Source organism: Bowmanella dokdonensis, from assembly GCF_017254865.1.
Taxonomy (GTDB): Bacteria; Pseudomonadota; Gammaproteobacteria; order Enterobacterales; family Alteromonadaceae; genus Bowmanella; species Bowmanella dokdonensis.
This window is the reverse complement of sequence record NZ_JAFKCV010000002.1, coordinates 301,433-327,767: the sequence shown is the minus strand read 5'-3', so window position 1 is coordinate 327,767 and position 26,335 is coordinate 301,433. Positions and strand designations below refer to the sequence as shown.

Here is a 26,335-nt window from a genome sequence, read left to right as displayed (position 1 = left end):
GCGTCATTTTTCTGTGGTCTTGACGCCTCTTAAACAGATGAATGACTCTGCCTAAACAAGCCCCGCTTCGGCGGGGCTTTCTCATGGATTCAGGTCAGGCAGAGTTCTTGACGAGGTCGAACACCTCCTGCTGGATCCTGACCAGATAGGGGTCCAGTTCCTTGGGCTTGTTCCAGGTCTGTTCGAATGGCACTTCCACCATGCGCTGGTTGCATTCGCCAATCATGATTCCGGTCCTTCCCTTTAGTGCAGCTTCAACGGCGTAGGCACCGAGTTTGGAGGCCAGCATGCGGTCCAGGCTGACGGGCGAGCCCCCCCGCTGCACATGCCCCAGGATGACGGGGCGGCAATCGATGCCGGTACGGGCGTTGATCTGATTGGCCAGATCTGTTGCGCCACCTGGCCAGAGGTTTTCAGAAATCACCATAATATAGCTGCATTTTCCGCGGATTTGCTGGGCTTTTTGAATGTGGCCCACCAGTTCCTCCACATCCGGCTGGCTGTTGGGGTAAAGCTCGGGCAGCAATACCTGCTCGGCGCCTGAGCAGACCGCGGCGCTCAGACCGATAAAGCCCGCGTGCCGGCCCATTACCTCGATCAGAAAGATCCGTTCGAAGGCATCGGCCGTGTCCCTTACTTTGTCGATACTCTCAAGGGCAGTATCAATGGCCGTATAGTAGCCAATGGTAGCGTCTGTCCCGTTGATATCATTGTCAATGGTGCCGGGCAGGCCGATGATGCTTCCGCTCCAGAAATTCGACAGATGCACTGCGCCGCGAAAAGAGCCGTCCCCGCCGATGATGATCAATGTATCCACCCCGGCTTGTTGCAGATTATCCGCCGCCTGACGAGCGCCTTCTTCGGTAGTAAATGCCTTACAGCGCGCACTTTTCAGAATGGTTCCGCCACGCTGGATGATATTATTCACATCCGAGGGCATGAGCGTCTGGTATTCCTGCTCCAGCAGACCATTGAAACCATGCCGGTAGCCAATCACGTCCAGGCCGAAATAATGGCCGGCCAGCACGATGGCACGGATAGCGGCATTCATCCCCGGGGCATCGCCGCCGGAGGTAAGCAGGGCGAGTCGTTTCATTGAACTTTCCATTGAATGTAGTGTAGTTAGCATAAACCAAGGGCGTGACAGAATTAAATCTGCTTACATCTGACAGATTGTGTCAGATCATGGAATTGTTAAACTCAGGCTGAAAATCCGATTGACACTACTGGAAAATGCAATGAAACGACTCTTCGCCACAGTACTGCTGGTACTGGGACTGGCCGGCTGTTCAACGGGATTTGTCTACACTAACCTGGACTGGCTGGTGCACTGGTATCTGGATGACTATGTGAACCTGGATCGCCAGCAAAAAAAGCTGTTTGATCAACATATGAACGAATGGCTGGACTGGCATCGCAACGAGGAACTGGTCAGCTATCGGGCACACCTGGTCAGATTAAAACAGGCCGTCGAGCAGGGGCCGATGACGCAGACCCAGTGGCTTGCTGAGTTTGAGCAGGGCAGAGCTCACTGGCAGAGGTTGTTAGACCATCTGGCACCGGAACTGGCGACCCTGGCCTTGACCCTGGAGGACAAACAAGTTGAGTCTATCTTCACGGAAGTGGAGGATAAAAACCGTGAACGCGAGGAAGATAGGGCCGATCAGGATGAAAGTGAACGTTTGCAGGAGCGTCATGAGAATTTGGTCGAGGATCTGGAGCAGTGGGCCGGCCGGCTGAACGAGCAGCAGAAGGAGCTGGTAGGAGAATATGCCGGACAATTCCGCAGCAACTTCAACAATTGGATAATTTACCGGCGCGCCTGGCAGGCACGCGCCAAAGAAATGTTGCTGGAAAAACAAGATTCTGAGCAGTGGAAGGCCAGCTTCGCTCAGCTTCTGAGTGAGCCAGAACGTTACCAGAGTCCAGAGTTCAAGCGCATTTCGGCATACAACAATGCACTTTACGCCAAGATGCTCGAAGCCCTTCAGCCCAGCCTGAGCGACAAGCAACGCCGACACGTCTCCCGCGAGCTGCAGGAACTGATTGACGATCTGACCGATCTTATCGGCGACGACTGATCTTGGCTGCCAACTATGATCTTATCGTCATTGGAGCCGGCATCCTGGGTGCGGCCACTGCCTGGCAGTACTTGCAGCACTACCCTGGTCAGAGGGTGCTGGTGTTGGAGAAAGAGCCTGCCCCGGCGGCGCACCAGACAGGGCGCAATTCGGGGGTAATTCATGCCGGGGTGTATTATCCCCCCGGCAGTCTGAAGGCTCGCTACTGCAGGATGGGGCTGGAAGCCACGGTAGGGTTCTGCCGGGCCCAGAACCTGCCTGTCGAGCAATGCGGAAAACTGATCGTTGCCACCGACGATGCTGAAGCCGGGAGGCTGGAAGCCCTGCTTGAACGCTGTCGACAGAACGGCCTGAGTCCTGAGTTCCTGGGTGCGGCAGAACTTAAAAAGACTGAGCCGTCAATCCGCGGTGTGGGGGCCATGCTGGTCAGGGAAACCGGCATTGCCGATTATTCAGCCATTACGCGGCGGATGTTGGAACTGGCCTCCCTGGCCGGGGCCAGTATCTGCTACCGGGCACCCGTCACGGCATTGGAAGAACGTGAAGGGGGGGTTAGGGTGGTGACAGGAGAACGTCAGTATTTGAGCGAACGCCTGGTCAACTGCGCCGGCCTGATGGCGGACCGACTGATTCGCCTGCAAGGCCTGTCTACGGACTTCCAAATTGTCCCTTTTCGCGGCGAATATTATCAGTTGCCCGCCAGGTACAATGGTCTGGTCCGCCACCTGATCTACCCGGTGCCGGACCCGGCCCTGCCATTTTTAGGGGTACATCTGACCCGGATGATCGACGGCTCAGTGACGGTCGGTCCCAATGCGGTACTGGCTATGGCCCGGGAAGGTTACGGGTGGAGAGAGTTTAATTTCAAAGATATGGCCGAAATGATGGGGTATCCGGGCTTCTGGTCCCTGGGACGTCGTTATTGGCGCACTGGCCTGAAGGAGTGCCGGGATTCTCTGTTCAGGACGGGTTACCTCAAGGCTGTGCAGAAGTACTGTCCGCAGATTCAACTGCAGGACTTGCTGCCCTACCGAAGCGGGGTCCGGGCGCAGGCCGTGAGCAGAAAAGGCGAACTGCTGCATGATTTCAAGTTCGTACAGACCGACAGAACCCTGCATCTGGGTAATGCGCCGAGCCCCGCTGCGACCTCAGCCATCCCCATTGCGCAGGCGGTAGTGGAGCGCCTGGGTAAATAGTTCAAAAAATTAGAATGCTTTTGCGGTTTTATTGCACTTTTTGTTTCGCTTGTTGCCTGCTTAGATTAACCCTACAGATATCCGTCAGATTAAAAGGAGAGCACTATGGGACTGTTGGTTGAGGGAGTATGGCAGGACAAGTGGTATGACACAGAGAAAAATCAGGGCAAGTTCAAGCGTGAAGCGTCCAAATTCCGCAATGAGATCAGCAGACAGGCAGACAGTCGCTTTAAGCCGGAGTCGGGTCGCTATCATTTGTACGTCTCCCTGGCCTGTCCCTGGGCGCACCGCACGTTGATCTTTCGTAAGCTTAAGGATCTGGAGTCACATATTTCAGTCTCAGTGGTATCCCCGGATATGCTCGGGCAGGGCTGGCAGTTTGACGGCTTTACCGGCGCCACAGTAGATCACCTCTATGGGTTTGATCACTTGCATCAGCTCTATACCAAAGCCGATAGCGGGTACAGCGGGCGGGTGACAGTGCCAGTATTGTGGGACAAGCAGGAGCAAGCCATAGTCAATAACGAATCGGCTGAAATCATCCGGATATTTAATGGCAGCTTCGATGACCTGACCGGTAACCGGCGCGACTTCTACCCTGAGGAACTCCGTGAACAGATTGACTCAATTAATGACCGGGTCTATCACAAGGTCAACAACGGCGTGTATAAAGCCGGTTTTGCCACTACCCAGGATGCCTACGAAGCCGCATTTAACGAGCTGTTTTCGACCCTGGACTGGCTGGACAGTCATCTTGCCCAGAACCGCTATCTGGCCGGAAACAGGTTGACAGAAGCCGACTGGCGGCTGTTCACCACCTTGGTTCGTTTTGATGCGGTTTACCATGGTCATTTCAAGTGTAACCTCAGACGAATCGCAGACTATGCCAACCTGTCAGGCTACCTGCGGGAGCTGTACCAGTATCCGGGCATTGCCGAAACCGTCGATTTCAACCATATCAAACGTCATTACTATTACAGCCATGAACAGATCAATCCCACCCGTATTGTGCCGGCGGGACCCGAAGTGGATCTGACCAGTTCCCACAACCGGGAGCATCTGCAATGATCCGCCGTATCCAACAAGTGGTCACCGGGGTCAAAACCTCGGATGGGGCTGGGGTTTCCCTCACCCGTATTATCGGCCAGCCCGCCCTGCCCAGGCTGGATCCTTTCCTGATGCTGGATGAGTTCGGTTCGGATCAGCCTTCCGATTATTTGGCCGGTTTTCCGCCCCATCCGCACCGGGGTTTTCAGACGGTGACCTATATGCTGGCCGGCAGGATGGGCCATGCGGATTCTGTGGGAAACCAGGGGGTAATAGAAACCGGTGGTCTGCAATGGATGAATGCCGGTCGTGGTATTATTCACGAAGAGATGCCCAGGCAAACCGACGGGTTGCTACGCGGATTTCAACTGTGGGTCAACCTGCCGGCAGATGAGAAAATGTCTGCCCCAGGGTACCAGGACATTCCGTCACAGGATGTGACTGAGCTGGAAGCTGCACCGGGCATAAGGGTACGGGTGCTGGCCGGGGAGTTCCGGGGCATCGCGGGACCGGTGAACACGCAAGCGGTCAAGCCGCTGTTTCTCGATGTGCTGGCGGCAGGGAACGGTGAGTTGTCCATCCCTCTGGAGGCGTCACACAATGCGTTTGTTTATTGCTATGAGGGCAAGGTGACGGTGGCAGGGCAGCCTTTGTTCAGGGGACAACTGGCGGTACTGGACAAGGGGAGCACCCTGTCTTTGGATTTCGATGACCCGGCCAGGCTGATTCTGGTGGCAGCCAAACCCATTGGCGAACCAGTGGTCCAGTACGGCCCTTTCGTCATGAACTCAGAAGAGGAGATCCGGCAGGCCGTGATGGACTATCAGAGTGGACGCTTCACCGACTGAAGGAAAAAGAAGACTCAATCCTTCTTCTCAACCTTATCACCAATTGCGGTTTCATCGCCTTTACAGATGGTGTCGTACTGGTCACGGTAGTAGCGCAGATCCAAACAGGCCTCTTCATAGCGCTTCTTGGCCGTGAGGGCCTGCTGCGGGTACCTGCTGTCCATCATCACTTTTCGCCACTCTGCACACTGCTGTTCCTGTTGCTTGACTTCGAGGATTTTCTCACAGGGATTGGGATTGCTGCTGCAGGCTGTCAGGGCCGGCAGTAGCAGGCCTGCAAACAGTTTGAGGTGTTTCATCTGCGCTCCAGGTAGTGTTTGACACTGTCTTTGATACTGTCGAACTTGGTCTGGTGACTCTGCGGCAGTCGCATGCCGTCGACCATACGGTACAACTGGCGGCATTTGACCACGAGGGTCTGGTCCGACTTATCCATCTTTTCCATTAATTTCAGCAGACATTGAAGCAGATTCAAGGCGACACCGGTATTCATGGGCGCCAGCTCCTGTGCCTTGAGAAATGCGTTATAGGCTGCTTCGTACTGGCCTTCGGCGTAATGACCTATGCCATCCTTATTATATTTGTTGTAGTTGTCACGGATTTCGTTCTGTTTGTCTTCTGTTACCTGAATAAGGTATTTAAGGTTGCTGTCCAGCGGCAGATCGCTCTTCTTAATCTTATCCAACAGGAGGCCGGCCTCTTCAAATTCGCCCAGATCACACATCAGGGTCAGGGAATCCGGTGCCAGGGCCAGCGGATACTCCTCAAAACGGGTGCGCAAATCATACTGGGTTTCATTGAGTGCACGTTTGGCTTCCAGCATCTTGCCGTCAATCAGGTTAATGCGGGCCCCCACCAGCTCTTCAAAAATACCATAGTCGAAGGCCTCCTTGGTGCGGGTCAGCAGCTCATCGTTTCGGTTACGCTGGAGCACCAGCATGGCTTCCTGCTGATACCTGTTACGCTGTTTTTTGTCTTCGGCTTTGTCTGCGGCATCCAGGATGCTGCGGATATAATTACACAGGTGAATAACGCTGCGATGCACGGACTTCTTACTTTGATCCAGTATGGCCTGACAACAGTTTTTGGCCATCTCGAAGTTACCGGCCTGCCGGGCAATTTCCACTGCCAGGAACTGCCGGGTAAGGGAGTAGGGTGCCATATTGAGGGCTTTTTGAATGGTCAGCACCGCTTCTTCCAGCTCTTCCTGTTTGGCCAGGCATTCGGCCAGGATATCCAGTCCTTCCACGGCGAACAGCTTTTGTTCGGCAATTTTGCGGGCCAGCAACATGGCTTTGCTGACATTGCCCTTGTACAGATAGGTCCGGGCCAGGGCGATCGTCACCCAGGGCAGGGTTTTACTGCCCTGGGACAGTGACTCAAGCAGTTGCAACGCTTCGTCGAAGCGTTTTTCCCGCCAGAACAGGTCAATGAGGATGGAGGCGCAAACCTTATTGTAGCGGCTGCCAAGACGAATGAACTGCAGGCAGGTGTCGATGGCGCCACTGATTTGTCCACTGTCAATCTGCTGATAGATATCTTTGAGCGTCATGCGCTTCTGGTAGGCTCTCGCCAGCCGATGATTCAGCTGTGACTGGGAAAAGGGCTTGATGATGTAACCGTCGGGTTGTCGTTCAACACTCCCGAGCACCACTGGCCGGTCGCTGTCTGCACTGACAATCATATAAATAGTAGTGGGCTTGATCAGTTTACGTACCCTGAGTTCTTCGAGTAGCTGGTAGCCGTTTTTCTTGTCGCTGCCCAGGTGCAGGTCGGAAATGATGATATCGAACTTCTCATGCCGGCAGGCGGCTACGGCCGACTCCCCATTTTGCACCACCACTACCGAGGTGGCTCCAAGGTTGTTCATGATGCCGCGCAGCAGAATCAGAAAGGGTCTCTGGTCATCCACGACCAGTACGCGTTTATTGTGATAGGAAAGGGTCGCCATGGTCCGTTATGGGTTACTTCATTCAGTGGATAACGCAAGGGCCATCTTCTGTGAATAGAAGTATGAAAGCAAGTCGCAAGCTGCAAATGCACCATTAAAGTTAACCCGCCGAAGCACGATAAACTCAGTAGTGAGACAGGAGAGAATCAGCAGTGCGGATCAATGATATAGAGCTGAGTGGCGGGCTGAGTCAGGCCTCACAGCGAGGGGAGGGGGCCACCTTTGCGCTGCTGCTGGCCATGTTGCAGCAAAATCTGCTGGAACGGCCCCATCTGGCCCGGGACCAGCAACTGCCTTCAAGCTCTCAACCCTTGGTGGCTGCCGGCCCTGTGACTCCCCTCAAGGCAGACGCCGAGCATTGGCAGAACGGAAGCATCCACGCCGGTTATATGCAGCAGCAACTCACCGTGTCTGCCAGGCTCTGGCACTGTATGCATCCCACCCCCTTGTCCGTTCACAACGATGCCAGGCGCCTGGATGATGAGGTGGTGGCCAATTGTGATTACCACACAAGACAGCGTCTGGCCGGCAAGGTGAAAAGCGAACTTGATGTAGATGAGACCGGCCTGCTTGATCTGATTGAAGGCCTGCAGCCTCTTCGGGCCGCTTAAGAGAGACGGACCGCAGAGGCAAAAGTAGTTGATTTGAGGGGTATCACCCTACAGACTGGCAGGACTTCATCTGTGCCGGCATGAGCGCGGACGATAAATTTAAGGAAGAATCATGATAAAACGGATACTGGTCCTGCTAACCTTTACCATCAGCTTTGTGGCTCAGTCCGCTGATCTGGAATATGGTCAGGTTTTTACGTTGTCATCCCAGGCTCTGGATACTGAAAGGGAATTTTACGTCAGGCTGCCCGCCTCCTATACAGAAAACCCCAAGCAAAGATTCCCAGTCTTATACCTGTTGCATGGTCAGTGGGATATGCTGCCGGCCGCTGCCACACTGGCTCTATTGGAAGGGGAAATCCCTGAATTTATCCTGGTGGGCATTCAAAGCCAGGGCCAGGAACTACGACCCGGTGAAGGTGAGGATCCCGCCGACACAGCCTTTTCCCGTTTCGTTCTCAAAGAATTGCTGCCCCATATCCAAGCTACGTACCGGGCTGCTGAGTATAAGATTCTTTCTGGCCACTCCAATGCCGGGCGCTTTGTGGTCAATCACTGGCTATCGGATGGAAAGACATTCTCCGCCTGTTATGCCTTTAGCCCCTCACTGGATGATGGTGCCATCAATGCCAGAGTTGCCGGAATTAGCGATGGCAATTTCAAAGACCGTTCGCCTCTTATCATGACGCTGGCCAGTGAAGGAGAGCATATGCTGACGCCTTTCAAGGAACTGAGGGACCGGCTTCAGGGAGACACCGGTATCCAGGCGGGGTTCAGAGAGTTTCCCGAGCTTTCCCACAGTATGACACGCCATGCCTCCCTGGCTCATGCCCTGACCCAGACCTTTGCTGGCTGGAATCCTTCATACGAGGTCAAAGTAGGCGGTTTTGCGGGACTGAAAGCCCACTATCAGGGACTGACAAAACGATACGGCTTTGCTGTCAGCGTCCCGTTGGAACTGATGCAACGTTTGAGCACTCACTACAGCATCTCAGAACAGCAAGCCGACTGGCAGCAGGCAGAGGAGATTGTGGCCTACGGTATCAAGCAGGAGAATGAAAACCCTGGAGCCTTCTGGGAAATCGCTGATTACCTCAATACCGAGGGCTACGAACAGGGCGGTAAGCGTCTGGCTGACATTATCTGCCGGGCGGCACCCGGAGAGTCTCGTTGCATGCAATCTGGAATGAAGAGTTTACTTCCATGAGCGGAAACTAGCGCCCGCAACAGAGCTTAAACTTAAGACCGCTGCCGCACAGGCAGGGGTCGTTGCGCGGCCATTTTACAGGGCCGGTATCTTTCAGAAGCTCGCCTTCCACATAGCGCCATTGATTGTCCTGCAGTACGAACCGGGAATGCTCGTGTAGCTTGTAGAGTTGTCCGCCGCTGCGGTAATAGGCACAGAAACGCACTTCGCCACGGTGCCCCTGCTCCAGGCTTTCTTCTACCTCAAGACCCAGCCACTGGGTATCTTCACCGGCTTCGCGCAGTTCCCCGACCGTCAGAGCCCTGGCTTTTTCGTCGCTGTAAGTGGCCAGTATATAGTCATAGTTTCCATAGACATAGGCGCTGTAACGGGAGCGCATCAGTGACTCAGCCGTGGCAGCAGGCATCTGGCCACTGAGCAAAGGTTCACAGCAATCGGCATAGGCATGGCCTGAGCCACAGGGACAAATCGCTTGCATAACAGAACAACTGATAGGGACCAATAAGCCCATTACCATGGCCCATAGACCAGTTTACTGTCCAGGTCTTTCTTCTTGTTCAGCTTAATCAGGGTCACACCGAATTGCTGGCAAAGCTGTTCCAGGCGCTTGCGGTTGACTTCATCGATCATCAGGTCTTCAACGAACAGTGCACAGGTCTTGCCAGCGGTGATGAGTTTTTCCAGCCATTCCACCGTCTGCCGGGAGTCGGGGCAGGACAACTGCATCGCATGAGCTTCGGCTTTTTTAAACCTCAGTCCGTCTGCCAGCAGATAAATCCACTTGCCTTGCTGGACAAATTGCTGCATCAGGCTACGTAGTTGCGCTCCCTGGTGAATAGACATTTCCAGTAGGCCAGCGGTACGGGCTTGAGGGTTAATTGAATGGATATGTGCCATAGCTAAACCTTGTTTATATATACAGTGGTTGGATTAACAGTAGTACTGTATAAAAAAACATGCAAGTGTTTTTTTTAAACAAGAATGCGGATGGCCTCTCAGGCGGACGAAACAGGGGGTATTTGCAAAGCTGGCGAGTTAGTTGACGTTGCCACCGACATTATCCTGCAAATTCCGTTGTCAGGTCAGTAAGCCGGTTGTCAGATCAGTAAGGTGAATTGTAGGTCAGGCCGCTGCCGGTCCTGGGCAGAAACAACTGGCTGTATAACCGGGAGGCAAATTCATCTGTCATGCCGGAGATATAGTCACTGATCACCCGCATACCCTTGCCCTGCTTTTCCGCCGCCAGCCAGCGCAGCCGGGTATTTTCCGGCAGCAGCTTTTGCGGATCGGAGGAGAAGGCTTCAAAGAGGGCCACCACCAGTTGCTGGCCCTTGTATTCGAGCATCTGTACTTCGCTCTTTTGGATTACGCGGCGAAATACAAAGCCTTTGAACTCATCCAGGGCTGCCTGGTAGTCATCAGGAAGGGCGGCGTTACGGGCCAGCAGGGGCTCTTTGAAGGCCACGGCGGTGGTACGAATCTCAATGGCGGTAATAAAGCCGTTTACCAGGGCGCCGATGGCGTCCTTTCGGGCGTAGTGTTCGCCCTGGAAAAGCTTGTCTGACAGAGGTTGGATCTGTTTGCTCAACCAGGTGATGTCCAATCGCTGGATAGGCAGGGTGACTTCCTCGACAAAGGCCTCTTTGCTGACAATGCCGGTGACGATGGCGTCTTCCAGATCGTGAATGCTGTAGGCAATATCATCGGCCAGTTCCATGATGGAGGCATCGAAGGATTTGTAACGGGTTTTGGCTACGTGGTCGTCGTATGGCTGAAACGACATAAACAGATCCCGATCCGTTTTTTGGAGGGGGGCCAGTAACCAGTCCAGTAAGCCGGCGTCATCATCGAACAAGCCTTTGGCCGGGATCCAGTCGCGCAGGTTATTACTCCGGGGCGATGCCAGGGTCAGGTTGGACAAGAGGTTTGGATATTTGACCAGGCCCAGCAGGGTACGACGGCACAGATTCATGCCGTCATCCGGGGTATAGGGTTCGAGCTTGGTGACAATACGAAAGGTCTGGCCGTTACCCTCGAAACCACCTTCCTCGCGCATCATGTAGTTCAGTGCCACCTCGCCGCCGTGGCCGAATGGCGGGTGACCGATATCGTGGCCCAGGCACAGGGCCTCAATTAGATGATCGCTTAAGTGGAGCTTTTCAGTCAGGTCAGGGTACTTCTGGCGAAGCTGCGCGGCAATGCCCTGGCCGATTTGTGAGGCTTCCAGTGAGTGGGTCAGCCGGGTGCGATGAAAGTCATTCATCCCCACGCCCAGCACCTGAGTCTTGGCCTGCAGACGGCGAAAGGCCGCTGAATGCAGGATCCGCGCCTTGTCCCGCTGGAAGGCGGAGCGATGATCTCCCTGGCGTTCGGGCTGGGGCTGTCTGCGTTGCAACCAGGGAGATTCGGCCATGGCTACTCCTGTGTGATCTCATCCAGGCTGAGGGAAAAGCTCGGTACGTAAGCCTCCAGGAAGTAATTCACCTCTCCGGACTGATAGTCCTTGAGGATCTTGTCCAGGCGTTTCTTGGCCAGCTCGAACTCGTGGTTGCCGGCGGCCAGTTCCTCCAGCGTTTTCAGGTAAGCGCAGATAACATCCGCCGCCTTGATGATAAAGCGTTCATCTTCACTGTGGCTACGTTTGTCGATAAGGGCAGCATAGTCTTCCTTGAAAGCCGCGGGCGCCATTTCAATCAGTTTCTGCTCGGCGATTTGTTCGATTTTTTTGTATTCCTGCTGAATAGCCGGATTGTAATATTTTACCGGGGTGGGCAGATCCCCTGTCAGTACTTCTGACACGTCATGAAACATGGCGAGGGTAGCGATACGGTAAGGATCCAGATTGCCCGCAAAGTACTGGTTACGGATCAGCGCCAGAGCGTGGGCGACCATGGCCACCTGCAGGCTGTGCTCCTGAACATTTTCTTTGCTGACATTGCGCATCAGCGGCCAACGGTTGATGAGTTTCATCCGCGACAGGTGAGCAAAGAAATGACTGGATGGCGCCGTCACAGGTTGTTTCCCTGCTGGTAGGCATTGAAGAAACGCTCCACCTTGTTCAGGGCTGTTTGCAGCACCTCCACGTGGGGCAGGAACACCAGGCGGAAGTAGCAGCCCTCACGCAGATTAAAAGCCCTGCCATGCACCAGAAGGACTTTCTCCTGGCGGAGTAGATCCAGCACCATTGTCTCGTCGTTGCTGATGGAAAATTTCTTCTCATCCACTTTGGCGAAACAGTACATGGCCCCTTTGGGTTTGACGCAGGACAATCCGGGGATCTGCTCCAGCATCCGCCAGGCCACATCCCGTTGCAGGCGCAGGCGACCATCGGCACGGGTCAGGTCGTGGATACTCTGGTAGCCACCCAATGCTGTCTGCACCGCATGTTGGCAGGGTACGTTAGCACACATCCGCATGGACGAAAGCAGATTGAGCCCCTCCATATAACTGCGTCCCAGTCCTTTGTTGCCGCTTATAAGCATCCACCCGGAACGAAAGCCGGCGACCCGGTAATTCTTAGACAGGCCGCTTAGGGTTACGATAAAGATGTCATCGGCCAGGGAGGCGATACAAGTATGCTTAGCTTCGTCATAGAGGATCTTGTCGTAGATCTCATCGCTGAAGATCACAAGTCCGTGGGTGCGCGCCAGTTCCACCACCTCCAGCAACAATTCTTTGCTGTACACTGCGCCGGTGGGGTTATTGGGGTTAATCAGCACGATGGCGCGGGTACTGGCGGTGATCTTCTTTTTAATGTCGTCAATATCGGGAAACCAGCCAGCCTGCTCATCACAGCGATAATGCACCGGCGTACCGGACGACAGGCTGACTGCCGCTGTCCATAGAGGATAGTCCGGGCTTGGAATAAGCACTTCATCGCCGGTATTGAGCAGAGCCTGCATGGCCATCACAATGAGTTCACTGACACCATTACCTATGTACACGTCTTCGATATCGATGTTTTTGATGTTGTGCTGCTGGTAATACTGCATTACCGCTACCCGCGCCGAATAAATGCCTTTGGCGTCACCATAACCCTGGGCCGTGGGTAGATTGTGTATCACATCCTTGAGAATATCATCCGGCGCTTCGAACCCGAATGGCGCCGGATTGCCGATATTGAGTTTCAAAACCCTGTGGCCTTCATCTTCCAGCCTTCTCGCCTCCACCAGTACCGGTCCGCGAATGTCATAACACACATCATTGAGCTTGCTGGATTTTACTATCTTCTTCATGAACTACAGGGTTGATAAAACGGGGTCTACAGGGTAAACCCAATCCGTTTAAACATCTAGAGCACCGAATAATTAGATAATGAGCACCAGCGGAGGTTGACATTTTTCCAGGCAATCCAGGTCGTTTCACGCACGGGTTTAGTGGTGCTAAATCCTGCAAAGTCTGGGGCAGACTGGGGAAATTTCAGCCCCGCCCTTTGGGAGCAGCCTGAAATCAGCCCATCCGGCGTTACTGCTGCTTGAGAGATTGACCATATTCCTGCACAGCCGAGCCTTGGCTGAGCGGATTTCAGGCAGGCTCTGGCAGTCGTTATCTAATTATTCGGTGCTCTTCCTGAGAACATTGATCGACACAGCCGGTTACAAAGCTGGAATTGGCATTTTCCCTTCCTGCTGTTAAATAGAGCCTTGAATGGGTTGTTTGGAAAATCGCTATGGCGTTGCCCCTGATTTGGCTGGGTTTGGGTATCGGTGCGTTGGTGGCCGGACAGAAGCTGGATAAGTCCCGTCATCGCAACCACGTGCAGCATTTTCCCGGTGAAATATCTCATCCGGTGGCGCCGCTGAATGGGTCAGTGGTCTGTTGTGGCATTTACGGAGTGTTTGACCACAGTGGAATCTGGTTGGAAGGTAATATTATAGAGCGGGCCGGGAATGGTCTGGTACGAGCCATATCCCCCGAACGTTTCCTGGCCCGACGAAGCGGCGAGCGTATTTTTGTGCTGTGTGACGAAGCAGGGGAGCCACTGGGTAATGAACAGGCAGCGCAACGGGCCGCCGGGCAAATTTTCCAGTATGCTGACTACCACCTGCTTCGTAATAACTGTCACCAGTTTGTCTGGTCTTGCCTCGGCCATCACAGGGAGCCCGTGGTGCTGTTCAGTGAACTGAACCGCCTGCTGGCCGGCCATTATCAGACCAGACTGAGCTGGCATCCGGCGCAGTACCGCGCTATATAGCCATACTGTCTAGCAGCCAACATGTTCAGAATAATTGCTCATATAAAGAGCAGATTTGCCGTCCCCTGCATAAGCTAATGGAGATCCCTTTGCACCAACAAGCATATGACTTGCAAGGGATTATCGGTTTGCAGCAAGGCAAGCTTTCGTGGGAACGCCAGGCTGTCAGCATAGACCAATAGCATAGAAACCCAGAGCGCCGGAACAACCATAGCGGAGGTCTCATGTCTCAACCCTTCAAAGAAACACCCCGGAATGCCATCAGTTCAAGCGGTATAGGCAGGGTTATTCCCTGCAAGGAACTGGATGTGGGGGATCCGATTAAGTGGCTGGCGTTGGGCTGGCGGGACATCACCCGTGCACCCTTGTTGACGGCGTTCTACGGCTTGATTTTTGCCGCCATTCCCTGGTTGATTACCTATCTGGTGGCACTGACCGGTTGGCACCTGGTGATTCTGCCATCGTTGATATGCTTTATGCTGATTGGTCCTTTCCTGGCAGCTGGTTTGTATGATGTGAGCTGGGAACTGGAAAAAGGCCACAAGCCTACTTTGTGGCACAGTATCAAGGCGGTAAAGCGCAATGCCGTCAACGAGTGGGGCTTTGGTATTTTACTGATGGTGCTGATGATTTTCTGGCTGCGGGTGGCCTCGATCATCCATGCCCTGTATCCGCCTTATCTGGAAGAAAACCTGGAAAATCTGCTGCCGTTTCTGGCACTGGGCTCAGTGGTCGGGGCCGGATTTACCCTGCTGGTGTTCTTTATCAGCGCCTTTACCCAGCCGGTGCTGATGGAGCGGCGGGTGGATTTGGCCACTGCGGTACTGACCAGTATGAATGCGGTGTGGAGTAACAAGGTGCCCATGTTGATTTGGGCGGCCATTATTGCCACCAGCGTGGCCATAGGCTTTATCACCGGTTTTGCCGGTTTCATTATCCTGATGCCGCTGATCGGCTACGCCACCTGGCATGGCTATATCGACACCATTGAAGTCAAACGCGGCAGGCACTACGAGTAGGTGCCTGACGCCGGATAAGTCCGGCTATTCGTTATAAGGCGTTCTGAGTCATGCCGAAGGCGTTCAAGCCAGCCTGATTTTCAGATCGGAGACAGGAACACAGCAGCAGGGCAGGATTTCATCGTCGTCGATAAAGGCCAGGGGATCGGTCACGTACTCCACCTCGCCTTCCAGTAGTTTGGTGCGACAGGCGCCACAGAATCCCTCCCTACAGTGGTAATGCACATCCACCTGCTGAGCCTCCAGACTCTCCAGCAAGGTCTTGTCCTTACTGCATGTAAGACTGGTTTGCTCGTCAAGGTGGATCACAAAGCGATCATCCTGTGTCATCTGGGCTGGTTGGTCATCAGAGATCGAAGTCTCCGAAGTCATCCACACTCACTTCACTGTCTATCTGACCGACCAGGTAGGAGCTGATTTCAGACTCCTGGGGTGCTACCTGTACATTGTCAGAATTGAGATAATTGTTCATCCAGGGCAGGGGATTGGATTTCACCTCAAAAGGCGTATCCAGGCCGATGGCCGCCATCCGGTGGTTGGCGATAAACTCCACATACTGACAGAGAATATCTTTATTCAGTCCGATCATTGAGCCGTGCTGGAACAGGTATTCGGCCCATTGCTTTTCTTGCTCCACTGCATTCATGAATATGGCGCGGGCTTCATCCTGACATTCCTCGGCAATTTCCTGCATCTGGGGGTCGTCCTTGCCCCTGGCCCACAGGTTAAGGATATGCTGGGTGGACGTCAGGTGGAGGTTCTCATCCCTGGCTATCAGACGGATGATCTTGGAATTACCTTCCATCAGTTCACGTTCGGCAAAGGCGAAGGTGCAGGCAAAAGATACATAGAAACGAATGGCTTCGAGAGCATTGACCGAGTTCATGCAGAGGTAGAGCTTCTTCTTTAATTCCCGCAGATTGACCGGATAGGTCACGCCATCGACCTGGTGCATGCCCTCGCCCTGGGTCTGCCATAACTGGGTCAGAAAAATCAGGTCGTCGTAGTAGCGAGAGATATCAGTGGCACGGCGTCTGATTTCTTCATTCAGTACGATGTCCTCGAATACGGCGCTGGGGTCAGAGAACAGGTTGCGTAGAATATGGGTATAGGAGCGCGAATGGATGGTCTCGAAGAATGACCAGGTCTCAATCCAGGTCTCCAGTTCAGGCAGTGACACTATTGGCAGAAACGCGATATTGGGGCTGCGGCCCTGCACTGAATCGAGCAGTGTCTGGTACTTGAGGTTGGAGATAAAAATGTGCTTTTCAGAGTCACTCAACTTCTGAAAATCCACCCTGTCCTTACTTACATCCACTTCTTCCGGACGCCAGAAGAAACTGATCTGCTTTTCAATCAGTTTTTCAAAAATCTGATGCTTCTGCTGATCATAACGGGCCACATTCACCGGGTTGCCAAAGAACATGGGTTCGGCCAGGGGATTGGAGTTTTGCTGGTTGAAGGTTGTATATTTCATCGGCATCAGCTTTAAGATTACAGGTTTAGCGCACGGACCGGTCCGTATTGGACCAGCCTCATCCCTTTTTGTTTTTTGTTACGTAAACGGACTCCTGTCCTCACTCTCCACTTATTGCATGACGTGTCAGCTTACAGAGAAGAGCGGTACTTCCTGCACCGCCCGTTTTGGCAATGGTCGCCGGTCAGATCTTGCAGGCACCGCCGGCACAGTCGTCGTCTTCTTCGACAACGGCTTCAACTACCGGTTTTTGCTTGCCGACCACGGCCAGGTCTTCCTGGCTGTCAGTAGCACCGTCACGGGTATTGTGATAATACAGCGTCTTGACGCCCAGTTTATAGGCGGTCAGCAGATCCTTGAGCAACAGCTTCATGGGCACTTTGCCGCCGTCGTACTTGCCCGGGTCATAGCTGGTGTTGGCGGAAATAGTCTGATCGACGAACTTTTGCATAATGGCCACCAGTTGCAAATACCCGTCGTTGGAGGGAATTTCCCACAGCAGCTCGTACTGGTCCTTTAGCCGCTCATACTCCGGCACGACCTGTTTAAGGACGCCGTCCTTACTGGACTTCACACTGATATGGCCACGCGGTGGTTCGATACCGTTGGTGGCGTTGGAGATTTGCGAGGACGTTTCAGACGGCATCAGCGCAGACAGGGTGCTGTTGCGCAGGCCGTATTGCTTGATCTCTTCACGCAGGCTGTCCCAGTCATACTGCAAAGGTTCACTACAGATACTATCGAGATCCTTCTTGTAGGTATCGATGGGCAGCAGCCCTTTGGCATAAGTGGTCTCATTGAATTTAGGACAGGCACCTTTTTCCCTGGCCAGACCGACAGAGGCTTTGAGCAGGTGGTATTGAATGGCCTCGAAGGCCCTGTGTACCAGCCCATTGGCGCTTCCATCCGAGTAACGCACTCCATGCTTGGCCAGGTAATAGGCGAAGTTAATCACGCCAACTCCCAGGGTACGGCGACCCATGGTGGCGTTTAATGCGGCTGGCACCGGATAGTCCTGATAATCCAGCAGACTGTCCAGAGCCCGCACGGTGAGATCGGCCATTTCCTCAAGTTCATCCAGGCTGTCGATGGCGCCGAGGTTAAAGGCTGACAAAGTACACAGGGCAATTTCGCCATTCTCATCGTTCACATGCTCAAGGGGCTTGGTGGGCAGGGCAATCTCCAGGCACAGATTGCTCTGGCGTACCGGTGCCACCTTGGCGTCGAAAGGGCTGTGGGTATTGCAGTGATCCACGTTCTGCAGATAGATACGGCCTGTACTGGCCCGCTCCTGCATAAACAGGCTGAACAGCTCGATGGCCTTGATCTGCTTCTTGCGAATGGACGGATCCTGCTCGTACTTGACGTACAACTTCTCGAACTCGTCCTGGTCAGCAAAGAAGGCGTCATACAAGCCGGGTACGTCTGAGGGGCTGAACAGGGTGATATGTTCATCCTTGATAAGACGCTGATACATCAACTTGTTAAATTGTACCCCGTAATCCAGGTGACGAACCCGGTTCTCTTCCACTCCGCGGTTGTTCTTTAGCACCAGCAGGGATTCCACTTCCAGATGCCACAGCGGATAGAAGAGGGTGGCTGCACCACCGCGTACTCCGCCCTGGGAACAACTTTTCACCGCAGTCTGGAAATATTTGTAAAACGGCAGACAGCCCGTATGGAAAGCTTCACCGCCCCGAATCGGACTGCCCAGCGCCCGGATGCGGCCGGCGTTGATGCCGATACCGGCCCGTTGACTGACATATTTGACGATGGCACTGGCGGTGGCATTGATGGAGTCCAGGCTGTCACCACACTCGATCAGCACGCAGGAACTGAACTGGCGGGTGGGCGTGCGTACCCCGGACATTATGGGGGTCGGAAGGGAGATCTTGAACTGCGACACCGCATCATAGAAGCGCCGGATATAGCTCATCCTGGTCTCTTTGGGGTAGTTGGCAAACAGGCAGGCCGCCACCAGTATGTACAGGAACTGGGCACTCTCATAGATTTCGCCTGTTACCCGGTTCTGTACCAGGTACTTGCCTTCCAACTGCTTCACCGCGGCATAGCTGAAGTTCATATCCCGCCAGTGATCCAGGAAGTCTTCCATCTGCTCGTATTCTTCGACACTGTAGTCTTCCAGCAGATGCCTGTCGTACTTGCCCATATCGACCATTCTGGCCACATGCTGGTACAACCGGGGAGGCTCGAACTGGCCGTAGGCTTTCTTACGCAGATGAAAAATGGCTAGGCGCGCCGCCAGATACTGGTAATCGGGACTGTCCTTGGAAATCAGATCGGCGGCAGACTTGATCAGGGTCTCGTGAATATCCGAGGTCCTGATGCCATCATAGAATTGAATATGTGCCTTGATCTCTACCTGAGAGACGGACACATTGTTCAACCCCTTGGCTGCCCAGGTGATCACCTTGTGGATCTTATCCAGATCGATGGGCTCCTTTTCACCGGAGCGTTTGGTTACGAGAAGATTGTTGTTCATGCCGGTAGCCGTCTTATTGTTATCTGTTTAGCGCAAATGACTGCGGACACATTCATGCCAGCAGAGGGGAAACCTGCCGAAGGCCAGTGCTGTCTGGCTGCAGGTATAGGCACAAGATAGTGAGGTTTAAGTCGTTATGCAACCCAATATCTGGTGGTTTAATGGGCAAAAGAGGCGGGCCAGTCTGGCAGGTTAGTAGCGACTCACTGAACAATAGCTGACAAGACGCAGATATGCCGATTGCAAGGAGTTTTTCTGGCCGTTTTTTCCACTAAACTATTTACTTATTAGTTTATGCTTTTTTATTGTTTGTGGATATATGGTGTCAGTTTTTCTTTTTTAGCACTAAATGTTGTGGTTAGGCGAGGCGGGGGAGCAAAGCTTCCGGATGGTCGATACGCAGATCCACCTGCCAGTGCTGGGGTTGCTCGGTAGGACAGATGTAACCGTATTCGGCCAGCACGCCTGACATGCTGGCAGCCCTGGCAGCTTGCATGTCCCGTTCGGCATCGCCCACATACCAGATGGCCTGGTGTTTTACGGCCAGTTTTTCCGCCGCCAGCCATAAAGGGTCTGGATGGGGTTTACGCCTTGCCAGTGTGTCCCCGCATACCACCACACCTGCTGTTTGCAATAAAGGAAACTGCTCCAGCAGGGGCAGAGTCAGCCAGGTCGGCTTATTGGTGACGATACCCCAGGGCAGTTGTTTGTCGGCCAATCCTTCGAGCAATTTGTCAATCCCGGCAAACAGGCTGGTGTGCTGACACAATGACAGATGGTAAAGATCCAGAAAGCCCTTCCGTAGGGATTCGTAAGCTTCCGCTTCAACAATATCGGCAAAGCCAAGCTTGAGCATGCCCATGGCGCCATGGGAGGCAATGGGACGGTATTCCTGGTAGCCTTTTGGTGGCCGGCCATGGTCCGCCAGCAACTGATTCAGTGCAGTGCCCATATCCCGTGCTGTATCCAGCAGCGTTCCGTCCAGATCGAACAACAGGGCCCGTGGTTTGCCAAGCTCAGCCATGGGCCGTCTTCTCGCAATGCAGAAGATAATTAACATCTACATTGCTGGTCGACAGGTAGTACTGACCACTCAGCGGATTAAGGTGCAGCCCTTCAATATGCCGACACAGCAGCGGGGTCTTGTCCAACCAGGCCATCAGTTCAGAGGGTTTGATGAATTTGCTATGCTGATGGGTGCCTTTGGGCACCAGGCCAAGTACGTACTCGGCACCGACTATGGCCATCAGATACGACTTGAGATTGCGATTCAAGGTGGAGAAAAACACCTGGCCACCCGGTTTGACCAGACGGGCACAGGCGCGCACTACGGATTCCGGGTCTGGCACATGTTCAAGCATCTCCAGGCAGGTCACCAGGTCGAACTGACCGGCATGGTGTTGGGCAAATTCCTCCACCGTCGAGAGCTGGTAATCCACCTTGATGCCTGATTCCAGGCCATGCAGTCTGGCCACTTCCAGGGAGTCTCTGGCCATATCGATGCCGGTCACCTCGGCACCCATGCCGGCCATGCTTTCGGCCAGAATACCGCCACCGCATCCCACATCCAGTGCCTTCTTTGCAAACAGACCGTGGCTGTGCTGAGCGATAAAATCCAGCCGCAAAGGGTTTATCTGGTGCAGGGGCTTGAACTCCCCCTGAAGGTCCCACCAACGACTGGCCAGTGCTGAGAATTTGTCTATTTCCTGCTGGTCTACATTATTGACGGGGTGACTGGCATTGTCCCCCGGGGTTGTCTGTTGCATTGATCATGATCTGTGTGTGGCTGTTGGTGCCAAGTATAAACAGCTCCAACCGCCAAGCATAGGGTGAACGCCGCAATGGCTCAACTGGCGCTTATCTGAGCAACCGGCGGCTGTTTATTTGTGGATTTAAGTGGTAGCATTGGGCGGTTAAAAAGCGTAATTCCTGGGTCTCTTTTTTATCCCGAGACCCATATGGGAAGATGTAGACAATAAAGAAGGGAACAGGGCTGTATATGACTGACCGCGCCAAAGAAATTCTCCCCATTAATATCGAGGAAGAGCTTAAGAACTCCTACCTTGACTATGCCATGAGCGTTATTGTCGGCCGTGCGCTGCCGGATGTACGCGATGGCCTCAAGCCGGTTCACAGGCGCGTATTGTTCGCCATGAATGAGTTGAAGAACGACTTCAACAAGCCGTACAAGAAGTCTGCCCGTGTGGTGGGGGATGTGATAGGTAAGTACCACCCCCACGGTGACTCCGCTGTGTATGACACTATAGTGCGGATGGCCCAGCCTTTTTCATTGCGTTATATGTTGGTGGACGGTCAGGGTAACTTCGGCTCGGTGGACGGCGATTCGGCGGCCGCCATGCGATATACCGAAGTCCGGATGGCCAAGATTGCCCACGAACTGCTGGCCGATCTGGAAAAGGAAACGGTCAATTTTGTGCCCAACTATGATGGCACAGAACAGATTCCCGAAGTTTTGCCCACCAAGGTGCCCAACCTGTTGGTTAACGGTTCCTCCGGTATCGCCGTGGGCATGGCCACCAATATTCCCCCGCATAACCTCAATGAAGTGATCACCGGTTGTATCGCCCTGATCAATAACCCGGATATCTCTGTTGAAGAACTGATCGAATATATTCCCGGACCAGACTTCCCCACTGCGGCCATTATCAGTGGACGTAAGGGGATAGAGGAGGCGTACCGGACCGGTCGCGGCAAGATATACCTGCGTGCCCGTGCTGAGATAGAGACCGAGGACAATGGTAAGGAAACCATCATAGTCAATGAGATCCCTTACCAGGTGAATAAGGCGAGATTGATCGAGAAGATTGCCGAACTGGTCAAGGAAAAGAAAATAGAAGGCATTTCTGCCCTGCGTGACGAATCCGATAAGGACGGCATGCGCATCGTTATTGAGGTCAAGCGTAACGAATCGGCAGAAGTGCTGCTCAACCATCTTTATGCCCAGACCCAGTTGCAGACGGTCTTTGGTATCAATATGGTGGCGCTGGACAACAACCAGCCCAAGGTCTTTACCCTCAAGGAAATGCTCGAAGCTTTCGTGCTGCACCGACGTGAGGTTGTAACCAGAAGGACAGTATTCGAACTGCGTAAAGCGCGGGACCGGGCCCATATCCTGGAAGGTCTGGCTGTGGCGCTGGCCAATATCGACCCCATCATTGATTTGATCAAGGCGTCGCCCAGTCCGGCAGAAGCCAAGGCAAACCTGGTGGCTCAGGGGTGGGAATTGGGTGACGTAGCGGAGATGCTTGAACGCTCAGGCGTAGATGCGGCGCGACCCGATTGGCTTGAGCCGCAGTTTGGCATCCGCGATGGCAAGTATTTCCTCACCGAAGCCCAGGCCCAGGCTATTCTGGATCTACGCCTGCATAAACTGACTGGGCTGGAACATGACAAGATCCTGGCCGAGTACAAGGAGTTGCTGGATCAGATTGCCGAATTGATGCATATCCTGGCCAGTCCAGAGCGTCTGCTGGAAGTCATTCGTGAAGAACTGGAAAAAATCCAGGCCGAATACGGTGATGTCCGTCGCACTGAGATCAGTGCTGCCAGCCATGATATCGATATCGAAGACCTGATTGAGCAGGAAGACGTGGTGGTGACCCTGTCCCATGAAGGTTACGTGAAGTATCAGAAACTCAGGGAGTATGAGGCCCAGCGCCGCGGCGGCAAGGGTAAGTCTGCCACCAAGATGAAAGACGAGGACTTTATCGAGAAACTGCTGGTGGCCAACACCCATGACTATATTCTGTGTTTCTCCACCCGGGGCAGACTGTACTGGATCAAGACCTATCAACTGCCCCTGGCCAGCCGTAATGCCCGAGGCCGACCTATTGTGAATATTCTGCCATTGGAGCAAGGGGAGCGGATTACCGCCATGTTGCCAATTGCCGAATTTGTGGAAGACAAATATGTGTTGATGGCCACGGCCTTCGGCACAGTGAAGAAAACCGATTTGTCCCAGTATTCCCGTCCCAGGGCCAGCGGCATTATCGCCGTTAACTTGAACGAAGGCGACCAACTGATTGGTGTGGCGTTGACTGACGGTCAGAGCGATATCATGTTGTTCTCCGATGCGGGCAAGGTGGTGCGTTTCAATGAGAAACTGCGTGACTCTGAAACCGGTCAGGTGAAACTTGACCCGGAAACCGGTGAAGAGATGTTGTCCCTGCGTCCCATGGGTCGAACCGCCACTGGTGTGCGTGGTATCCGTCTGCAGGACGGGCAGCGGGTGGTGTCGTTGATCGTTCCCCAGGGTGACGGCGCTATCCTGACCGTCACCGAAAATGGTTTCGGCAAGCGCACCCCGCTGGATGATTACCCGGCCAAGAGCCGTGCCACTCAGGGCGTGGTTTCCATCAAGGTCTCGGATCGCAATGGTGCCGTGGTCGGCGCGGTGCAGGTGGATGAAATGGATGAGATCATGCTGATCAGCGACCAGGGTACCCTGGTGCGGACCCGGGTCTCTGAAGTCTCCACTGTGGGCCGTAACACCCAGGGTGTGCGTTTGATACGCACCGGTGACAATGAGAAGGTCGTCGGATTACAGCGCATCGAAGAAGTGGAGTCCGAGGACAGCGACTATATCGAAGAAGACGGGCAAGAACCCGCATTACAGGCAGGCGACGACGCCGATAACGGCGCCGAAACGACAGAAGAGTAAGTGCCGGGGGAGGCTTTCAGACTTCCCCTTCGTCTGTATCAAAACAAGCGGCCTGATGCCGCTTGTTTATGTTCAGGGATGGACGATATGCCGGTGTCGTAGGGAACCATTCGCCGGCGACTTTTAAGAGAAGCAATATGAACAAGGTGTACAACTTTTGCGCCGGACCGGCTATGTTGCCTGTCGAAGTCATGCGGCAGGCCCAGGCCGAACTGCTTGACTGGCAGGGGCAAGGCTGCTCGGTCATGGAACTCAGTCATCGCAGTAAAGCCTTTATCCAGGTAGCCCAGCAGGCTGAAGCGGATCTACGCGAACTATTGGCTATCCCTGACAATTACAAAGTGCTTTTTACTCACGGCGGAGGTCGGGGGCAGTTCTCGGCAGTGCCGCTTAACCTGAGCGGAAAGAATGGCCAGGCCGATTACCTTATCAGTGGTTCCTGGTCCTCAGCGGCAGTCGATGAAGCTAAGCGTTATTTGCTTCCTTCGGTTGTCGCGCAGAGTCGCTGGCAGGATGACAGGTTAGTCGTGCCTGAACAGTCCCAATGGAAGCTCAACCCCAAAGCGGCGTTTTTGCATTACTGCCCTAATGAAACTGTCGATGGGGTGGAGATGACGAACGTGCCGGAGGTGGACTCAGTACCGCTGGTGGCCGACATGTCCTCTAATATTCTGTCCCGGCCGGTGGATGTGTCCCGCTTTGGGCTCATTTATGCAGGTGCGCAGAAAAACATCGGACCGTCCGGATTGTCAGTGGTAATAGTGCGTGAGGATCTGCTGGGCAGGGCCAGAAACGAGACGCCTTCGATACTCGACTATCAGGTATTGGCCGACAATGATTCAATGTTTAACACTCCGCCAACCTATGCCTGGTATTTGGCCGGCCTGGTATTCCAGTGGCTTAAGGATCAGGGCGGCGTCAGGGCCATGGAAAAGCGCAATGCCGAAAAAGCGGCCCTGCTGTATGGCTATATAGACAGTTCTGATTTTTATCAGAACCGTATCCATAAGGACTTTCGCTCCCGTATGAACGTTCCTTTCCAACTGGCCAACCCTGAGCTGGATAAGGCTTTTCTTGAGCAATCTGAGCAGGCCGGTCTCAAGGCTCTGGCGGGTCATCGGAGTGTGGGTGGGATGCGGGCCAGTCTCTACAATGCCATGCCCATTGAAGGGGTGCAGGCGCTGGTTGATTTTATGATGGACTTTGAGAAGAGGATGGGCTGATGGAACAACTGCTGCTTGAACCCATTTCCCGTATCGAAGGGCAAGTCAATCTGCCTGGCTCCAAGAGTTTGTCCAACCGTGCCTTGCTGCTGGCGGCGCTGGCCGAAGGGGAGACGCACCTGACCAACCTGCTCGACAGTGACGATATACGCCATATGTTGAATGCCCTGACCCAGTTAGGTGTGCATTACCGCCTGAGCGAAGACAGAAGCGAATGCTGGGTGCATGGCCTGGGCCACCGCTTTCATGCCGGCCAGTTGACCCTGTTCCTGGGGAACGCCGGCACAGCCATGCGACCTTTGTGTGCAGCTCTGGCAGCGTCAAATGGTGAGTTTGAACTGACCGGCGAACCACGTATGGAAGAACGACCGATAGGGGCCCTGGTGGATGCCCTGCGTCAGGCCGGAGCCGAGATCACCTACCTTAAGAATCAGGGCTTTCCGCCTTTGCTGATTAAAGGAAAACCCCTGACTGGAGGCAGGATCCAGGTGGATGGCAGTGTGTCCAGCCAATTTCTGACCGCCGTATTGATGGCGGCCCCGCTGACAAGCGATGAAGTGGAAATAGATATCGTGGGTGAGTTGGTCTCCAAGCCCTATATCGACATTACCCTGCATACCATGGCCCGGTTTGGCGTGCAGGTGGAAAACCACCAGTATCGCAAGTTTGTTATCCCCCCTGGACAGCACTACAAGTCTCCAGGTCGTTTCCTGGTGGAAGGCGATGCCTCCTCGGCCTCTTATTTTCTGGCTGCGGCCGCCATCAAAGGCGGTACGGTCAGGGTCACCGGCATCGGCCGGGACAGCATCCAGGGGGATAAGGATTTTGCCCTGGTGCTGGAGGCCATGGGGGCCAGGGTGACCTGGGGCCAGGACTTCATAGAAGTGCAGGGGGCCCCGCTGAAGGCTGTGGATATGGACATGAACCATATCCCGGACGCCGCAATGACCATTGCGACTACAGCCTTGTTTGCCAAAGGCACCACGGCTATTCGCAATATCCACAACTGGCGGGTCAAAGAAACCGACCGCCTGCATGCCATGGCAACGGAGTTACGAAAGGTGGGCGCTCATGTGGTGGAAGGACAGGACTTTATTGAAGTGACGCCGCCTGCCCAGCTACAGCGTGCAGAGATTGATACCTACAATGATCATCGGATAGCCATGTGCTTCTCCCTGGTAGCGCTGGGTGAGACCGAGGTAGTAATTAACGATCCCGGCTGCACGGCCAAAACCTTCCCTGATTACTTTACTCGTCTGGCCAGTCTGACCAGAGGGTAAACCGGCTTTATAGCAGG

At 54.0% G+C, this 26,335-nt stretch carries 24 protein-coding genes; 11 read left to right on the top strand and 13 right to left on the bottom strand.

The features are described 5' to 3' along the window. Positions 1–94 precede the first annotated feature (94 nt). The gene (locus J0A66_RS04710) at positions 95–1,096 is read right to left on the bottom strand and encodes a 6-phosphofructokinase (protein ID WP_206572628.1); all 1,002 of its coding nucleotides are present in this window, start codon (positions 1,094–1,096) and stop codon (positions 95–97) included. A gap of 142 nt (positions 1,097–1,238) precedes the next feature. Here J0A66_RS04710 and J0A66_RS04705 point away from each other — a divergent pair, with 142 nt between their 5' ends. The 4 genes from J0A66_RS04705 to J0A66_RS04690 all read left to right on the top strand — a co-directional run bounded on the left by J0A66_RS04705 (position 1,239) and on the right by J0A66_RS04690 (position 5,172). Beyond that, the gene (locus J0A66_RS04705; protein ID WP_206572627.1) at positions 1,239–2,081 is read left to right on the top strand and encodes a DUF6279 family lipoprotein; all 843 of its coding nucleotides are present in this window, start codon (positions 1,239–1,241) and stop codon (positions 2,079–2,081) included. A 2-nt stretch (positions 2,082–2,083) separates the two neighbouring features. Continuing rightward, a complete protein-coding gene (lhgD, locus tag J0A66_RS04700) occupies positions 2,084–3,277 on the top strand; it encodes an L-2-hydroxyglutarate dehydrogenase (protein ID WP_206572626.1) in 1,194 nt (397 codons plus the stop codon). Positions 3,278–3,382: 105 nt separating this feature from the next. Further along, entirely contained in the window at positions 3,383–4,345 is a 963-nt protein-coding gene (locus J0A66_RS04695; protein ID WP_206572625.1) for a glutathione S-transferase family protein, read from the top strand. Further along, positions 4,342–5,172, top strand: a complete 831-nt coding sequence (locus J0A66_RS04690; protein WP_206572624.1) for a pirin family protein — start codon at positions 4,342–4,344, stop codon at positions 5,170–5,172. Before J0A66_RS04695 ends, J0A66_RS04690 begins: the two co-directional genes overlap by 4 nt. A gap of 14 nt (positions 5,173–5,186) precedes the next feature. On the opposite strand, the gene J0A66_RS04685 is transcribed toward J0A66_RS04690, so the two are convergent. Together J0A66_RS04685 and J0A66_RS04680 are read right to left on the bottom strand one after the other, a co-directional pair. Beyond that, positions 5,187–5,471 carry a hypothetical protein gene (locus tag J0A66_RS04685; protein ID WP_206572623.1) on the bottom strand — a complete coding sequence of 95 codons (285 nt, stop codon included), beginning with the start codon at positions 5,469–5,471 and terminating at the stop codon, positions 5,187–5,189. Beyond that, positions 5,468–7,123, bottom strand: coding sequence for a response regulator (locus J0A66_RS04680; protein WP_206572622.1), 1,656 nt, complete (start codon positions 7,121–7,123; stop codon positions 5,468–5,470). The genes J0A66_RS04685 and J0A66_RS04680 overlap by 4 nt, the downstream gene beginning before the upstream one ends. A gap of 152 nt (positions 7,124–7,275) precedes the next feature. Between J0A66_RS04680 and J0A66_RS04675 the strand changes: the two genes are divergently transcribed. Next, on the top strand, positions 7,276–7,734 hold the full coding sequence (locus J0A66_RS04675) for a VC2046/SO_2500 family protein (RefSeq protein ID WP_206572621.1): 459 nt from the start codon (positions 7,276–7,278) through the stop codon (positions 7,732–7,734). A gap of 112 nt (positions 7,735–7,846) precedes the next feature. After that, positions 7,847–8,941 (top strand): alpha/beta hydrolase, encoded by a 1,095-nt coding sequence (locus J0A66_RS04670; protein WP_206572620.1) that lies wholly within the window; start codon positions 7,847–7,849, stop codon positions 8,939–8,941. A 7-nt stretch (positions 8,942–8,948) separates the two neighbouring features. Here J0A66_RS04670 and J0A66_RS04665 read toward each other — a convergent pair whose 3' ends face one another. The 5 genes from J0A66_RS04665 to J0A66_RS04645 all read right to left on the bottom strand — a co-directional run bounded on the left by J0A66_RS04665 (position 8,949) and on the right by J0A66_RS04645 (position 13,176). Then, positions 8,949–9,419 (bottom strand): YchJ family protein, encoded by a 471-nt coding sequence (locus tag J0A66_RS04665; protein ID WP_206572619.1) that lies wholly within the window; start codon positions 9,417–9,419, stop codon positions 8,949–8,951. Positions 9,420–9,451: 32 nt separating this feature from the next. Beyond that, positions 9,452–9,838 carry a hypothetical protein gene (locus tag J0A66_RS04660; protein ID WP_206572618.1) on the bottom strand — a complete coding sequence of 129 codons (387 nt, stop codon included), beginning with the start codon at positions 9,836–9,838 and terminating at the stop codon, positions 9,452–9,454. A gap of 205 nt (positions 9,839–10,043) precedes the next feature. Further along, complete coding sequence (locus J0A66_RS04655; RefSeq protein ID WP_206572617.1) at positions 10,044–11,354, bottom strand: anti-phage deoxyguanosine triphosphatase; 1,311 nt, start codon at positions 11,352–11,354, stop codon at positions 10,044–10,046. 2 nt (positions 11,355–11,356) lie between these two features. Further along, on the bottom strand, positions 11,357–11,911 hold the full coding sequence (yfbR, locus tag J0A66_RS04650) for a 5'-deoxynucleotidase (RefSeq protein WP_206572842.1): 555 nt from the start codon (positions 11,909–11,911) through the stop codon (positions 11,357–11,359). Positions 11,912–11,949: 38 nt separating this feature from the next. Further along, positions 11,950–13,176, bottom strand: a complete 1,227-nt coding sequence (locus J0A66_RS04645; RefSeq protein ID WP_206572616.1) for a pyridoxal phosphate-dependent aminotransferase — start codon at positions 13,174–13,176, stop codon at positions 11,950–11,952. Positions 13,177–13,610: 434 nt separating this feature from the next. On the opposite strand from J0A66_RS04645, the gene J0A66_RS04640 reads away from it, so the two are divergent. Together J0A66_RS04640 and J0A66_RS04635 are read left to right on the top strand one after the other, a co-directional pair. After that, positions 13,611–14,135, top strand: a complete 525-nt coding sequence (locus tag J0A66_RS04640) for a C40 family peptidase (protein ID WP_206572615.1) — start codon at positions 13,611–13,613, stop codon at positions 14,133–14,135. A 224-nt stretch (positions 14,136–14,359) separates the two neighbouring features. Then, the gene (locus J0A66_RS04635; protein ID WP_206572614.1) at positions 14,360–15,154 is read left to right on the top strand and encodes a DUF2189 domain-containing protein; all 795 of its coding nucleotides are present in this window, start codon (positions 14,360–14,362) and stop codon (positions 15,152–15,154) included. Between the two features lie 63 nt (positions 15,155–15,217). Here the strand turns inward: J0A66_RS04635 and yfaE are convergent, their stop codons facing one another. The 5 genes from yfaE to ubiG all read right to left on the bottom strand — a co-directional run bounded on the left by yfaE (position 15,218) and on the right by ubiG (position 20,900). Next, complete coding sequence (yfaE, locus tag J0A66_RS04630) at positions 15,218–15,484, bottom strand: class I ribonucleotide reductase maintenance protein YfaE (RefSeq protein ID WP_206572613.1); 267 nt, start codon at positions 15,482–15,484, stop codon at positions 15,218–15,220. A gap of 16 nt (positions 15,485–15,500) precedes the next feature. After that, positions 15,501–16,631: a class Ia ribonucleoside-diphosphate reductase subunit beta gene (gene nrdB / locus J0A66_RS04625; protein WP_206572612.1), complete on the bottom strand. Its 1,131-nt coding sequence runs from the start codon at positions 16,629–16,631 to the stop codon at positions 15,501–15,503. A gap of 184 nt (positions 16,632–16,815) precedes the next feature. Further along, positions 16,816–19,134, bottom strand: a complete 2,319-nt coding sequence (nrdA, locus tag J0A66_RS04620) for a class 1a ribonucleoside-diphosphate reductase subunit alpha (protein ID WP_206572611.1) — start codon at positions 19,132–19,134, stop codon at positions 16,816–16,818. A 358-nt stretch (positions 19,135–19,492) separates the two neighbouring features. After that, positions 19,493–20,158, bottom strand: coding sequence for an HAD family hydrolase (locus J0A66_RS04615; protein ID WP_206572610.1), 666 nt, complete (start codon positions 20,156–20,158; stop codon positions 19,493–19,495). Then, a complete protein-coding gene (gene ubiG / locus J0A66_RS04610; RefSeq protein ID WP_206572609.1) occupies positions 20,151–20,900 on the bottom strand; it encodes a bifunctional 2-polyprenyl-6-hydroxyphenol methylase/3-demethylubiquinol 3-O-methyltransferase UbiG in 750 nt (249 codons plus the stop codon). The genes J0A66_RS04615 and ubiG overlap by 8 nt, the downstream gene beginning before the upstream one ends. Before the next feature lie 233 nt (positions 20,901–21,133). Between ubiG and gyrA the strand changes: the two genes are divergently transcribed. The 3 genes from gyrA to aroA all read left to right on the top strand — a co-directional run bounded on the left by gyrA (position 21,134) and on the right by aroA (position 26,318). Beyond that, positions 21,134–23,815, top strand: a complete 2,682-nt coding sequence (gene gyrA / locus J0A66_RS04605) for a DNA topoisomerase (ATP-hydrolyzing) subunit A (protein WP_206572608.1) — start codon at positions 21,134–21,136, stop codon at positions 23,813–23,815. 137 nt (positions 23,816–23,952) lie between these two features. Next, on the top strand, positions 23,953–25,038 hold the full coding sequence (serC, locus tag J0A66_RS04600; protein ID WP_206572607.1) for a 3-phosphoserine/phosphohydroxythreonine transaminase: 1,086 nt from the start codon (positions 23,953–23,955) through the stop codon (positions 25,036–25,038). Next, positions 25,038–26,318: a 3-phosphoshikimate 1-carboxyvinyltransferase gene (gene aroA, locus J0A66_RS04595; RefSeq protein WP_206572606.1), complete on the top strand. Its 1,281-nt coding sequence runs from the start codon at positions 25,038–25,040 to the stop codon at positions 26,316–26,318. Before serC ends, aroA begins: the two co-directional genes overlap by 1 nt. The last annotated feature ends 17 nt before the right edge of the window (positions 26,319–26,335 follow it).